We start from the raw sequence: 12,650 nt of genomic DNA, 5'->3' as shown, positions 1-12,650 counted from the left end.
CTCACGCCTCCGGGGGTGCCGCGGCCCCCGACGTGAGGATCCGATGGACGCCACGCGAGAGAACGCCGAGCTCAGCCTGCTCGAAGCCGAGCTGACCGGGCCCTTCGGAGAATCGGCACTCTTCGCCGCGGGGGACGCCCCCGTCCCTCGCACCCTGATCGACATCCTCGACGAGACGGTGCGCACCCACCCCGACGAACCCGGCCTCGACGACGGCATCCGCACTCTGACGTACCGCGAACTGGCCGCCGAGGTCGAGCAGTTACGTCACCGTCTGGCCGCCTCCGGTGTGGGCCGCGGCGACCGCGTCGGCATCCGCGTCCCGTCCGGCAGCTGCGACCTCTACGTCGCGATCCTCGCCGTCCTCGCCGCGGGCGCCGCCTATGTCCCGGTGGACGCGGAGGACCCCGACGAGCGGGCCGCGCTCGTCTTCGGCGAGGCCGGCGTACGGACCGTGATCGGCGCGGGCTGCGCATTCACGGTCAGGGAGCCTTCAGAGGTGCCGGCCGGGCGACCCGGGCCCGGCGACGACGCGTGGATCATCTTCACCTCCGGATCGACCGGCAGGCCCAAGGGCGTCGCCGTCACCCACCGCAGCGCCGCGGCCTTCGTCGACGCCGAGGCCGCCCTGTTCCTCACCGACGAGCCGATCGGCCCCGGCGACCGTGTCATGGCCGGCCTGTCCGTCGCCTTCGACGCGTCCTGCGAGGAGATGTGGCTGGCCTGGCGCTACGGCGCCTGCCTGGTCCCCGTACGGCGCTCGCAGGTCCGCAGCGGCGCCGACCTCGGGCCCTGGCTCGTCGAGCAGGAGATCACCGTGGTCTCCACCGTGCCGACGCTGGCCGCCCTCTGGGAGCCGGAGTTCCTCAACGAGGTCCGGCTGCTGATCTTCGGCGGCGAGGCCTGCCCGCCCGAGCTCGTCCAGCGCCTGGTCACCGAGGGCCGTGAGGTGTGGAACACCTACGGACCCACCGAGGCCACCGTCGTCGCCTGTGCATCCTTGATGACCGGCGCCGAGCCGATCCGCATCGGACTGCCGCTGGCCGGCTGGGAGTTGGCCGTTGTCGACGATGAGGACCGGCCCGTCCCCATGGGCGAGAGCGGCCACCTCGTCATCGGCGGCGTGGGCCTGGCCCGCTATCTCGACCCCGCCAAGGACGCCGAGAAGTACGCGCCGCTCGCCTGCATGGGCTGGGAGCGCGCGTACCGCAGCGGCGACCTCGTCAGGGCCGACCCCGAGGGCCTGGTCTTCCTCGGCCGCAGCGACGAGCAGGTCAAGCTCGGCGGGCGCCGTATCGAACTCGGCGAGGTCGACGCCGCCCTCCAGGCGCTGCCCGGCGTCGCAGGAGCGGCCGCCGCCGTACGCACCGCACGCGGCGGCAACCAGCTGCTCGTCGGCTACATCGTCACCCAGGAGGGCTGGGTCCACCCTGCCGCCGTCGAGAAGCTGCGCGCCACGCTGCCCGCCGCGCTCGTGCCGCTGCTCGCCCCCGTCGACGAACTGCCCACCCGCACCTCCGGCAAGGTCGACCGCAACGCCCTGCCGTGGCCGCTGCCCGACCTGGAGACCGCGGGACCCGCCGAGCAGCTCTACGGCACCGAGGCCTGGCTTGCCGAGCAGTGGAGCGAGACCCTCGGCATCCCCGTGACGAGCGCCTCCGACGACTTCTTCGCCGTCGGCGGCAGCAGCCTCGCCGCCGCCCAGCTCACCACCCGGCTGCGCACCCGCTATCCGAGCGCGGCCGTCATCGACATCTACGAGCGGCCCGTGCTGCGCAGACTCGCCCACCGCCTGGAGAAGTCCGTCCAGGAGGACGGTGCGACGAGGGTGATCGCACCGGTCCCGACCCGTACCAAGATCGTTCAACTCCTCTTGCTCATACCGCTGTTCACGCTCGTCGGCCTGCGCTGGTCCGTCGCGCTCGCCGCCCTGGGAGACGTCCTGCACCGCTCCGGCGCCTACCCCTGGGCGCCCACCGCCTCCTGGTGGCTGATCGCCGCCGGGGCGCTGCTCCTGTTCACCCCTCCAGGCCGCCTCGCCGTCGCGGCGGGCGGCGCCCGGCTCCTGCTGCGGGGCGTCGAGGCGGGTACGTATCCGCGCGGCGGCAGAGTCCACCTCAGGCTGTGGCTCGCCGAGCGGCTCGCCGAGCACAGTGGGGCCGCCTCGCTGACCGGCTCCTGGCTGGAGCGGTACGCCCGTGCGCTCGGCGCCAAGGTCGGCCCCGATGTCGACCTGCATTCGATGCCCCCGGTGACCGGCCTGCTCAAACTGGGCCGCGGCTGTGCCGTCGAGAGCGAGGTCGATCTGTCCGGGCACTGGCTCGACGGCGACCGTCTGCACATCGGTCCCGTGAAGGTCGGCGCCGGGGCCGTCGTCGGTACGCGCAGCACCCTGCTCCCGGGCGCCCGTATCGGCAAGCGCGCCGAGATCGCCCCGGGCTCGGCCGTCGAGGGTCATGTCCCCACCGGCCAGCGCTGGTCGGGCGCGCCCGCGGCCAAGCTGGGCAAGGCCAAGCGCGACTGGCCGGGGCAGCGGCCCTCGCGCGCGACGCGCTGGCGCGTGATGTACGGCGCCACGGGAGTCGTGCTCACCCTGCTGCCGGTCCTCGCCGCCGCGCCCGCGCTCCTGGTCGCGGGCGCGTTCGTACCCGCCGACGCCGCGCTGGGCGGGGCCGTGCGCGGCGCCCTGGTGGCGCTCGTGCCGGCGACCCTGGCCTACGGCTTCGCGTACGCCCTGCTGATCCTCGCCGGCGTACGCCTGCTCGGCCTGGGCCTGCGTACCGGCACCTTCCCCACGCACAGCCGCACCGGCTGGCAGGCCTGGACCGTCACGCAGTTGATGGACCTCTCCCGGCAGACGCTCTTCCCCCTGTACGCGGGTCTCGCCACCCCCGTCTGGATGCGGCTGCTCGGCATGCGGGTCGGCCGGGGCGCCGAAGTCTCCACGGTGCTCGCGCTGCCCGGTCTGACCACGGTCGGCGAGGGCGCGTTCCTCGCCGACGACACGCTCACCGCGCCGTACGAACTCGGGGGCGGCTGGGTGCGGATCGGGCGCGCGGAGATCGGGCGCAGGGCGTTCCTCGGCAACTCGGGCATGACCGCGCCCGGCCGCTGCGTGCCCGACGACGGACTGGTCGGGGTGCTCTCGGCCACCCCGAAGCACGCGAAGGAGGGCAGCTCCTATCTGGGGCTGCCGCCGGTCAGACTGCCCCGCCCCGCCGCCGAGGCCGAACTGAGCCGCACGTATGCGCCGTCCGCCCGGCTGCGTACGGCCCGCGCGCTCGTCGAACTGTGCCGGATAGTCCCGGTGTTCTGCTCAACTTCCCTCGCCGTGCTGGTCGTTGGAGTGCTCAGCACGCTCGCGGAGCACGGCCTGTGGGTCGCGGCGCTGCTGAGCGGTCCTGTCCTGCTCGCCGCAGGGGTGCTCGCGTGCGCGGTGACCGTGGTGGCCAAGTGGGTGCTCGTGGGCCGGCACCGCACCGGTGAACACCCGCTGTGGTGCGGCTATGTGTGGCGCAACGAACTGGCCGACACCTTCGTCGAGATGGTCGCCGTACCGTGGCTCGCCGGATCGGTGCCCGGCACCCCCGTCCTCCCTGTGTGGCTGCGCGCGCTCGGCGCACACATCGGAAAGGGCGTGTGGTGCGAGAGTTACTGGCTTCCGGAGACGGATCTGGTCACCCTCGGGGACGCGGCCACGGTCAACCGCGGCTGCGTACTGCAGACCCACCTCTTCCACGACCGGATCTTGCGGACGGATACTGTGACCCTTCGCGAGGGCGCCACCCTGGGGCCCGGCGGGATCGTACTGCCCGGCAGCGACATCGGACCGAGGAGCACGCTGGGGCCCGCATCCCTCGTGATGGCCGGCGAGTCGGTACCGGAGGGCACCCGCTGGCTGGGCAACCCGATCGAGGCCTGGCGCTCCTGAGCCGCCGGGCCAGTACCGTGCGACGGACAGGCCGGACGAGCACAGGGCAGGGAGCGCACCAGTTGTGAACGGGCAACACAAGCCAGACCCCTACTTCCCGTCCAACGGGGACTCCCGCTTCCGGGTGCACCGCTACGAACTCGACCTGAACTACCGCCCCGCGCCCAACCGGCTCGAGGGTGTGGCCCGGCTGAGCGCGATCGCCGGACGCGCGCCGCTGCCCGAATTCCAGCTGAACTTCGGCGACTTCAGGATCAGCCGGATCCGCGTCGACGGCCGCGCCCCGCACTACACGCTCCGCGGCGGCAGGCTCCGTATCCGGCCGGCCAAACCGCTGCCCGCGGGCGCGGCTTTCACCGTCGAGGTGCACTACTCCGGCAATCCGAAGCCGGTCAACAGCCCCTGGGGGGCGCTCGGTTGGGAGGAGCTGACGGACGGGGCCCTCGTCGCGAGCCAGCCCGTCGGCGCTCCGTCCTGGTATCCGAACAACGACCGGCCCGCCGACAAGGCCGCGTATCAGATCTCGGTCACCACGCCCTCCGCCTACCAGGTGGTGACGGGCGGCCGGCTCCTCACGCGTACGACCAGGGCCTCCACCACCACCTGGGTGTACGAGCAGCCCGCCCCCACCCCCAGCTATCTGGTCGGCCTCTACATCGGCAAGTGCCAGACCGTGCTGCTCGGCGACCCGGGGCTCGGCGGCACACCGCAGACCGGGCACATTCCGGCGCATCTGATCACCCCGTTCTCGCGGGACTTCGCGCGCCAGCCGCAGATGATGGAGCTCTTCGAGGAGCTCCTCGGGCCCTTCCCCTTCGGCGAGTACACGGTCGTGGTCGTCGACGAAGAGCTGGAGGTGCCGGTCGAGGCGCAGGGCATGTCGCTGTTCGGTACGAACCACGTGGACGGCGCCCGGGGCTTCGAGCGCCTCGTCGCGCACGAACTCGCGCATCAGTGGTTCGGGAACAGCGTCACCGTCGCCGACTGGCAACACATCTGGCTCAACGAGGGCCTGGCGAAATACGCGGAGTGGCTCTGGTCCGAGCGATCCGGCGGGCGCACCGCCCAGGATCTGGCCGCCGTCGCGCACCGAGAGCTCGCGGGCCGGCCGCAGGACCTGAAGCTGGCCGACCCGGGCCGCAAGCGGATGTTCGACGACCGGCTCTACGAGCGCGGCGCCCTGGCGGTGCACGCGGTGCGCTGCGCGCTCGGCGACATCGCGTTCTTCAAGATGCTGCGGGCCTGGGCGACCGTGCACCGGCACGGTGTGGTGAACACGCTGATGTTCACCACGCATGTGGAGCGGTACGCGCCCCGGCCGATCGGGGAGTTGATCCGGGCGTGGGTGTACGAATTCCGGCTGCCGGAGCTGCCCGTCCACTGACTGGGCGCGAGCCCCAGGGCTTATTCGGTGACGTGGAGTTCGATCGTGCCGTCCGCCGCCTGGGCCACCCGTACATGCGTCAGGTCGGGGACGTACGCGGTCGGGGCGTACGCATGCGCCCTCGGACCCACGCCCACGACGCGCATCCCCGCCGCGCGACCCGCTTCGACGCCCGCCTCCGAGTCCTCGAAGACGATGCAGTCCTCGGGGGCGAAGCCCAGCTCCGCCGCACCCTTGAGGAAGCCCTCGGGGTCGGGCTTGCTGGCGCTGACGCCCTCCGCCGTGACGCGGATCTGCGGCATCCGCAGGTCCGAGGCCGTCATACGGGCCTGGGCCAGCGCCTCGTCCGCCGACGTGACCAGCGCGTGGGGGAGAGCGGCGATGGCCTCCATGAAGGCGGGGGCTCCGGGGACCGGGACGACGCCCTCCGTGTCGGCCGTCTCCAGGGCGAGCATCTCGCGGTTGTCCGCGTAGTTCTCCTCCATGGGGCGGTCGGGGAGGAGTACGGCCATCGTCGCGTAACCCTGGCGTCCGTGGACGACCTTGAGCGCCTGGACGGGGTCGAGGCCGTGGTTCTCGGCCCAGCGGCGCCAGATGCGCTCCACCGCGGCGTCGGAGTTGACGAGCGTGCCGTCCATGTCGAGGAGGAGGGCTCGTGCGGTGAGGACGGTCGTGGACATCAGGTGACTCCAGGGGCGCGGGAACAGCGGGTGCGCTGGGAACAAAGAAGGCCCCGTCCGCCGGTCAGGGAGTACGGACGGGACCACTTTGTTTCCCCATGGTACAAAACCGGGGTCCCCTCGCGCCACCCGCCCCCTCACTGCTCCTGTGTCGATGCCTCCAGGACGCGGCGCGTGTGCGCTCCGTATACGCCCGAGGGGTCGTCCTCGATGCCCATCCAGGACTGGTACATCCGGACCGCGTCCTCGACCTTGTTGTCGAAGCGTCCGTTGGTGGAGCCCTGGTAGACCCAGGCCTGCTGCAGCCGCTTCTGCAGCTCCACCACCTCCGGCCCGCTGTCGCCCCTGCTCAGCACGGGTGCGGCCGCCGCGGACGTGGGCGGGTTCGACGTCGGGGTCGCGGACGGGGTCTGCACCGTGCCCGTCGCCCGCGCCGTCGACCGCGTCGGGGACGGCGTGGGCGGCGCCTGCGACTTCGTGCGGGTCGCCGACGGCGTGGGCCGCGAGGGTGTGGGGGACGGGCTGTGCGACGCGGTGGTGGTCGGCTGCGGCTCGGCGGTGGTCGGCTCGGGCGGCGGTGCGCTCGTCGGGGCGATCGGCAGCGCGTCCGTGGAGTCGTCGCCGGAGAAGAGCCCGCCCGCGAACGCCGCCGTGCCCGCGACGGCGAGCGCCGCGACGGTGGCTGCCAGGACGGCCAGGGGTCTTCGGCGGCGCGGGGGCGCGGAGTCGGAGGTCAGGTACTCCGGGGGCCGGGGCTCTTCGCGTACGGGCGCGAGCGGTTGCGTGTCGTACGCCGCCCCCACCACGTCGTCCGCCGCGTCCGGCACCGGATCTGGCAGATTGACGTACGGACGTATCCGCAGCGGCTCGAAATCGTCGTCCTCGTGCACCATGGGCCCCTCCCCCTAGAACTCGCGGTGATTATGCCGCAGGCCGAGGATGGGCCCATGGCCCAGGAAACACCCGCCGCCCCGGCAGTCGACATCCAGCCACAGCGCAGCGTCCTCGTGGCGATGGGCGCGCTGCTGCTCGGCATGCTGCTCGCGGCCCTCGACCAGACCATCGTCTCCACCGCGCTCCCGACGATCGTCAGCGATCTCGGCGGGGCGGAGCACATGTCGTGGGTGGTCACCGCGTACATGCTGGCGGCCACGGCGGCCACACCGCTCTGGGGCAAGATCGGCGACATGTACGGCCGGAAGAAGGTCTTCCAGACCGTCATCGTGATCTTCCTGGTCGGCTCCGCGCTCAGCGGGCTCGCGCAGAACATGCCGGAACTGATCGCCTTCCGCGCCCTCCAGGGCCTCGGCGGCGGCGGTCTGATGTCGCTGTCGATGGCGATCGTCGGCGACATCGTCCCGCCGCGCGAACGCGGGCGCTACCAGGGCCTGTTCGGCTCCGTCTTCGGGATCGCGAGTGTGCTCGGGCCGCTGCTCGGCGGTGTCTTCGTCGACAATCTCTCGTGGCGCTGGGTCTTCTACATCAACCTGCCGATCGGCGTCGTCGCGCTGATCGTCATCGCCGCCGTACTGCACATCCCGGTCCGCTCCACACCGCACAAGATCGACTACATCGGCATCACGCTGCTCACCGCCATCGCCTCCGCCATCGTGCTGGTCACCTCCCTGGGCGGGGTGACCTGGGCCTGGGGTTCGTGGCAGATCATCGGGCTCGCGGTGCTGGCCGTCGTCATGATCGTCGTCTTCGTCCCGCAGCAGCGCAGGGCGAAGGAACCGGTGATGCCGCCCAAGCTGTTCTCCAACTCGATCTTCGTCGTCTGCTCGCTCATCGGCTTCATCGTCGGCTTCGCGATGTTCGGCGCGATGACCTATCTGCCGCTGTTCCTGCAGATCGTGCGCGGCGTCAGCCCCACCATGTCCGGCATGCACATGCTGCCGATGGTGCTCGGCATGCTGGTCTCCTCGATCGGCTGCGGGCGCCTGGTCTCCAGCACCGGCCGCTACAAGTTGTTCCCGATCATCGGGACCGCCCTGACGTCCGTGGGGCTGCTCCTGCTCCACCAGCTCTCCGAGACCACCAGCGATCTGGTCATGGGGCTGTTCTTCGCGGTCTTCGGGCTCGGGCTCGGCTTCGTGCTCCCGATCCTCACCCTCGCCGTGCAGAACGCGGTCGGCTACGAGGACCTGGGCGTCGCCACCGCCGGCGTCACCTTCTTCCGGTCGATCGGCGCCTGCGTCGGGGTCGCCGTCTTCGGCTCCATCTTCAACAGCCGGCTCGACAAGCACCTGGGCGAGGCCCTGTCCGGACAGCAACTGCCGCCCGGATTCGACCCGGACACCGTCCAGTCCGACCCCAAGGGCATCGCCGCCCTGCCGGCCGCACTCGTCGGACCGATCCTGCACGCCTACTCGTTGTCGGTGACCGACGTCTTCCTGTGGTCCGTGCCGATCGCCCTCCTCGCCTTCGTCGTCGCCCTCTTCCTGAAGGAGATCCCGGTCCGCGGCTCGGTGACCGCCCCCGACATGAGCGAGACCGTCGGCACCAACCCGGTCGAGCGCTCCAGCTACGACGAATGCGCGCGCGCCCTCACCGTCCTCAGCACCCGCTCCGGACGCAAGAAGGTCTACGTCGAGATCACCGAGCGCGCCGGACTCGACCTCCTCCCGGCCGCGAGCTGGATGATCCTGCGCATCCGCAAGCACGGCACGGTGCGCCCGGCCGAACTGGCCGAGCACGCCCCCGTACCGCTGCCCGTGATCCTGGAGGCCGGGGCGCAGCTGGAGGAGCGCGGTCTCGTACGGCGCGAGGGCGTGGAGCTGGTCCTCACCGAGAAGGGCGTGGAGACCTCGGTCGGCCTCGCCGCCGCGCGCGAGGAGGAGCTCTCCGCGCTGCTCGGCGACTGGTGGGGGCCGGACCGGCCGACGGACCTGGTGCGGCTGGTGGAGGAGCTGAGCGGCGGGCTCGGCGGCTCGCACACGGAGATGCCGCAGCGGTAGGCAGGGCGCTGGTCAGAGGTCCTTGGCGTACCAGATCTCGCTGTACTTGAGGACGGTCTTGTACGGCGGGATCTCCTGGTAGCCGTGCCGTACGTACACCGTGCGCGCCTCGATCAGGTCGAGCCGGGTGTCCAGCACGATGCGCTGCGTGCCCAGGGCGCGGGCGGCGTCCTCCAGGGTGCTCATCAGGAGGCCGCTGCCGCCCTTTCCGCGGTACTCGGGGCGGATGAAGACCCTGGTGATCTCGGCGGTGTCGGGGGCGAAGCGCAGGATGCCGGCGCAGGCCGCGGGCTCGCCGTCGTACCGGCCGACGAAGAACTCGCCCGTGGGGGCGGCCAGTTGCTCCACCCCGTCGTCCTTGAGGCCCTCGTCGATCTCCGCCTCGGTGGCCGGGCGCTTCCAATAGCTGCTGGCCACGTCGTAGTAGTAGGCGCGGCGCAGTGCGGTGGCGGCGGGGGAGTCGTAGGGCTCGGGGGCCAAGGTCCAGTTCACCGGGGCATTCTGCGCGGTGATGCGCCGTTTGGCATCCGAATTTGCGGCTACCCGGAGCGGGCAGAAGCTTCGTCGATGCGAACCGGGAAGGTATTCATGTCCACCATCGGGATTGTCATCTTGATCGTGGTGTTCGTCGCAGTCGTCGGCGCGGTCCTGTACCTGGGGCCCGGCAGGGGCGGCGGCGTCGGCCGCGGCGGGCTGAAGCGGCGCTTCGGTCCTGAGTACGACCGGGTGGTCGATCGCCACGGCGGAGACACCAAGGCCGCCCAGCAGGAGCTCGGCGAGCGGGTGAAGCGCCATGGCTCGCTGGAGCCGCGACCGCTGCCGGCCGAGGCGCGCGAGCGGTACATGGCGCACTGGGCCGGACTGCAGGAGCAGTTCGTCGACTCCCCGCAGAAGGCCGTCGCCGAGGCGGACCGGCTGCTCGCGGCGCTCGCCCACGACCGGGGGTTCCCGGACGGGGCGCAGTTCGACGAGCAGGCCGACGCGCTCTCCGTGCACCACGCGCGGCACGTCGACGGATACCGGCGCGTGCACCGGTCGGTGCAGGAGGAGAACGGGGACACCGAGGAGCTGCGCGAGTCGATGGTCCGGGCGCGGGCGCTCTTCGAGGCGCTGATCGAGGAAGGGCACCAGGACCGTGAACGGCGGCTTCCGCAGGGGGAGTCGAAGGCTGAGGGGAAGGGTGGTACGCGATGACCTACGTACCTGAGCAGAAGCCGGAAGAGCCCGAGCGGGCGCAGCAGGCCAAGGAGGCCGACGAGGCCAAGCGCCGCGAGGCGGCCGAGCGCGCCGGGCAGACGGGCGGCAGGGACCGGGACCACGAGCACGGGACGGCGACGGCGCCGCGGACCGGCGACGAAGGTCCGGGCCGGCACGCCGCAGGGGAGCCGGGCGTCGTGCCCGCGCGTCCCGGACAGGCGAAGGGGCCCGGGGGACCGCTGTCCGACGAGCCGGGCACCGCGCCCGCGGGCGTCGGCCGCAGCGGCGGTCTGGGCAAGGACGCGCCGGTGACCGGAGAGCGGGCGGCCGGGGAGCGGCCGACCGGACAGCGGCCGGCCGGCGAGAAGGCCGCCGACAGGAAGTCCGGCGGCGGCATCACGAACGGCACGGACCCGCTGATGCCGGTCAGCGAGCGCGACAAGCTGCACGACCGGCTCCAGCAGGCCGTCAACGGGTTCGTCGACGGCCCGCGCCATGCGGTCGAGGAGGCCGACCGGGTCTTCGAGGAGACTGTCACCCGGGTGACCGACTCGCTCAGCGAGCGGCACGGCTCGATCCGTACGGCCTGGAAGGGCCAGGACCACGAGGCCGAGACCGAGGACATGCGCGTCGCTCTCCGTACGTACCGCGAGGTGACGGAGCGACTGCTGGAGCTGTGATCAGCGGGTCATGCGGACTTCGGGGCGGCCTGCTGGACGACCTCGAAGGACCACAGGGAAGAGCCGGAGGCGGCGGGCTTGGGACGCTCGCCGCCTTCTCCCGTGCCGCCGCCGTGGGCGCCGCGCATGGAGGTGGCCATCCACTTCTCGAAGTCGGCCTCGGTCGCCCAGCGCGTGTAGACCAGGTACTGGTCGGTGCCCTCGATGGGGCGCAGGAGCTCGAACCACTCGAAGCCGTCGGAGTTCTCCACGGATCCGGCGCGGGAGGCGAACCGCTTCTCCAGGACCTCGCGCTGTTCGGCGGGCACTTCCAGGACATTGATCTTCACGATGCTCATGCGGGCCATCCTGCCGTACGGAGACGGAGGGGCCGCGTAAAGAAGGTGACCAGGTCGGGGGCGGGATGGCAGCCTGGGCCCCATGTCTGACAATTCTGGGGTCGCGGCCCTCTTCTCGCGCGGTCGGCTGACCGCGATCCCGCGCAAGGCCGTGCGCCGTGATCAACTGCTCGCGCATCTGACGGAGACGCTCTTCGAGATGGACCGGGAGTACACGGAGCGCGAGGTCAACGACGCGATCCTCACCGTCCACGACGACTTCTCGGCGCTGCGGCGCTATCTCGTCGAGGCCGGATGGCTGGCACGGGCGAAGGACGGCAGCACGTACCGGCGGGCGCGCTGAGTCTCAGTACCGGACCGAGAGCGGCGGGATCACCGGGCGCCGGCGGTGTGCCCGTACGAGGAGCAGGGTCACCGCCGCGACGGCCAGGGCGAGCGCGCCGAGCGTGGTCAGGAGCCAGGCCGGGATGCCGGCCAGGGTCATCAGCTTGTCCGTGTAGATGACCTGTTGGTACGGGGTGTCGGCGGCGGTGCGCGTCAGTTCGTGGTCGCCGTCGATCTCGGACGGGACCGGGAAGCTCTGGTTCAGGGCCGTCAAGTAGCTCTCACCGGCGGCGAGTTGACCCACCGGGCCCTGCGAGTCGACCTTCCCCGCGTACGTGACCGCCGGGCGCATCCCGCCGATCCTGCCCTTCGGCTCCATACGGTGGGAGGCCAGGACGTACAGGCTCAGATATTGCTCCGTCTTCGCGCGCCGCGACAGGCGCATCGGGTAGACGAGCCGGTCGCTGGCGAAGCTCAGGGCGAGCGGGTCCAGGGTGCCGGAGAGGGGCGTGCCCTGCTGCTGGGGGGCGAGGCGGATCGCCACGTACTCCCACTTCAGGGCGGTGTACGGCCGGAGGTCGGCGGTGAGGCCCGCCGGGAGGTCGAAGCCGTTGGTGTGCAGCCAACTGCCCAGTGCCGCCGGGTCGGTGGCGGTCAGGCGGGCGACGTCGAAGGGGCCCAGGGTCTCGCGGCCGACGACCTGGACGCGGGGCGCCGGGGCGGTGGCGCGCGGGGCGCCGTCGCCGCTGCCGGACGAGCCGTCGAAGGGCCAGTCGCCGTCGTCGGGAAGGAAGTGGGTGCGGGTGCGGTGCACCGGGGCCGTGATCTTCTCCAGCTCGTCGAAGAGCTTGCGGTCCCCGAGCGTGACGGACGCGCGGTGCGGGACGGGCATGATCCACGCGGCGGTGCGGGCGGTCCCCGAGACCGTCAGGCTCATCACGATCTGTTCGGTGCGACCGTCCCAACGGACCGCTGACGTCTCGCGGTTGACGTCGAGCCGGTCGGCGGGGTCGTGGACCATGGCGCCGCATCCGCAGGCGTAAGCGGGCGAGACGAGCGAGCCGAGCTGGAGTGCCGCCAGTAGTGCCAGTAGTGCCAGAACCGCCCTGTACCGCATGACCCGTGTCTCCCCGTTCGTCTCGCCGGACAGCGGCTGAGA

The 12,650-nt window shown here is 71.7% G+C and carries 11 protein-coding genes; 6 read left to right on the top strand and 5 right to left on the bottom strand.

Going from position 1 to position 12,650, the window contains the following annotated elements; genetic code table 11:
* Nucleotides 1–43: 43 nt before the first annotated feature.
* Nucleotides 44–3,931, top strand: a complete 3,888-nt coding sequence (locus OG707_RS10320; protein WP_329116697.1) for a Pls/PosA family non-ribosomal peptide synthetase — start codon at nt 44–46, stop codon at nt 3,929–3,931.
* A 64-nt stretch (nt 3,932–3,995) separates the two neighbouring features.
* Nucleotides 3,996–5,315, top strand: a complete 1,320-nt coding sequence (locus OG707_RS10315; protein WP_329116695.1) for a M1 family metallopeptidase — start codon at nt 3,996–3,998, stop codon at nt 5,313–5,315.
* Nucleotides 5,316–5,335: 20 nt separating this feature from the next.
* Here the strand turns inward: OG707_RS10315 and OG707_RS10310 are convergent, their stop codons facing one another.
* Nucleotides 5,336–5,995 carry an HAD-IA family hydrolase gene (locus OG707_RS10310; protein WP_329116693.1) on the bottom strand — a complete coding sequence of 220 codons (660 nt, stop codon included), beginning with the start codon at nt 5,993–5,995 and terminating at the stop codon, nt 5,336–5,338.
* A gap of 137 nt (nt 5,996–6,132) precedes the next feature.
* The gene (locus OG707_RS10305; protein ID WP_329116691.1) at nt 6,133–6,888 is read right to left on the bottom strand and encodes a peptidoglycan-binding domain-containing protein; all 756 of its coding nucleotides are present in this window, start codon (nt 6,886–6,888) and stop codon (nt 6,133–6,135) included.
* Nucleotides 6,889–6,942: 54 nt separating this feature from the next.
* Here OG707_RS10305 and OG707_RS10300 point away from each other — a divergent pair, with 54 nt between their 5' ends.
* Nucleotides 6,943–8,952 carry an MFS transporter gene (locus OG707_RS10300; RefSeq protein ID WP_329116689.1) on the top strand — a complete coding sequence of 670 codons (2,010 nt, stop codon included), beginning with the start codon at nt 6,943–6,945 and terminating at the stop codon, nt 8,950–8,952.
* Between the two features lie 12 nt (nt 8,953–8,964).
* Here the strand turns inward: OG707_RS10300 and OG707_RS10295 are convergent, their stop codons facing one another.
* The gene (locus OG707_RS10295; protein WP_329116685.1) at nt 8,965–9,444 is read right to left on the bottom strand and encodes a GNAT family N-acetyltransferase; all 480 of its coding nucleotides are present in this window, start codon (nt 9,442–9,444) and stop codon (nt 8,965–8,967) included.
* Between the two features lie 96 nt (nt 9,445–9,540).
* Here OG707_RS10295 and OG707_RS10290 point away from each other — a divergent pair, with 96 nt between their 5' ends.
* Entirely contained in the window at nt 9,541–10,146 is a 606-nt protein-coding gene (locus OG707_RS10290; protein WP_329116683.1) for a hypothetical protein, read from the top strand.
* Entirely contained in the window at nt 10,143–10,829 is a 687-nt protein-coding gene (locus OG707_RS10285) for a hypothetical protein (protein ID WP_329116682.1), read from the top strand. The genes OG707_RS10290 and OG707_RS10285 overlap by 4 nt, the downstream gene beginning before the upstream one ends.
* 8 nt (nt 10,830–10,837) lie before the next feature.
* Here the strand turns inward: OG707_RS10285 and OG707_RS10280 are convergent, their stop codons facing one another.
* Nucleotides 10,838–11,167 (bottom strand): antibiotic biosynthesis monooxygenase family protein, encoded by a 330-nt coding sequence (locus OG707_RS10280; RefSeq protein ID WP_329116680.1) that lies wholly within the window; start codon nt 11,165–11,167, stop codon nt 10,838–10,840.
* Nucleotides 11,168–11,249: 82 nt separating this feature from the next.
* On the opposite strand from OG707_RS10280, the gene OG707_RS10275 reads away from it, so the two are divergent.
* Nucleotides 11,250–11,510 carry a DUF2087 domain-containing protein gene (locus OG707_RS10275; RefSeq protein ID WP_329116678.1) on the top strand — a complete coding sequence of 87 codons (261 nt, stop codon included), beginning with the start codon at nt 11,250–11,252 and terminating at the stop codon, nt 11,508–11,510.
* 3 nt (nt 11,511–11,513) lie between these two features.
* Here the strand turns inward: OG707_RS10275 and OG707_RS10270 are convergent, their stop codons facing one another.
* Nucleotides 11,514–12,608 (bottom strand): DUF2330 domain-containing protein, encoded by a 1,095-nt coding sequence (locus OG707_RS10270; RefSeq protein WP_329116676.1) that lies wholly within the window; start codon nt 12,606–12,608, stop codon nt 11,514–11,516.
* Nucleotides 12,609–12,650: the final 42 nt, after the last annotated feature.

The sequence above is a fragment of the Streptomyces sp. NBC_01465 genome (assembly GCF_036227325.1).
GTDB lineage: Bacteria > Actinomycetota > Actinomycetes > Streptomycetales > Streptomycetaceae > Streptomyces.
The sequence above is the reverse complement of the archived record's forward strand: the minus strand, read 5'-3'. Positions and strand labels throughout refer to the sequence as shown.

Excerpts from the sequence above, each read along its gene's own strand:
- OG707_RS10320 (WP_329116697.1), top strand. The coding sequence starts at position 44 with ATGGACGCCACGCGAGAGAACGCCGAGCTCAGCCTGCTCGAAGCCGAG.
- OG707_RS10310 (WP_329116693.1), bottom strand. The coding sequence starts at position 5,995 with ATGTCCACGACCGTCCTCACCGCACGAGCCCTCCTCCTCGACATGGAC.
- OG707_RS10305 (WP_329116691.1), bottom strand. The coding sequence starts at position 6,888 with ATGGTGCACGAGGACGACGATTTCGAGCCGCTGCGGATACGTCCGTAC.
- OG707_RS10300 (WP_329116689.1), top strand. The coding sequence starts at position 6,943 with ATGGCCCAGGAAACACCCGCCGCCCCGGCAGTCGACATCCAGCCACAG.
- OG707_RS10290 (WP_329116683.1), top strand. The coding sequence starts at position 9,541 with ATGTCCACCATCGGGATTGTCATCTTGATCGTGGTGTTCGTCGCAGTC.
- OG707_RS10285 (WP_329116682.1), top strand. The coding sequence starts at position 10,143 with ATGACCTACGTACCTGAGCAGAAGCCGGAAGAGCCCGAGCGGGCGCAG.
- OG707_RS10280 (WP_329116680.1), bottom strand. The coding sequence starts at position 11,167 with ATGAGCATCGTGAAGATCAATGTCCTGGAAGTGCCCGCCGAACAGCGC.
- OG707_RS10275 (WP_329116678.1), top strand. The coding sequence starts at position 11,250 with ATGTCTGACAATTCTGGGGTCGCGGCCCTCTTCTCGCGCGGTCGGCTG.
- OG707_RS10270 (WP_329116676.1), bottom strand. The coding sequence starts at position 12,608 with ATGCGGTACAGGGCGGTTCTGGCACTACTGGCACTACTGGCGGCACTC.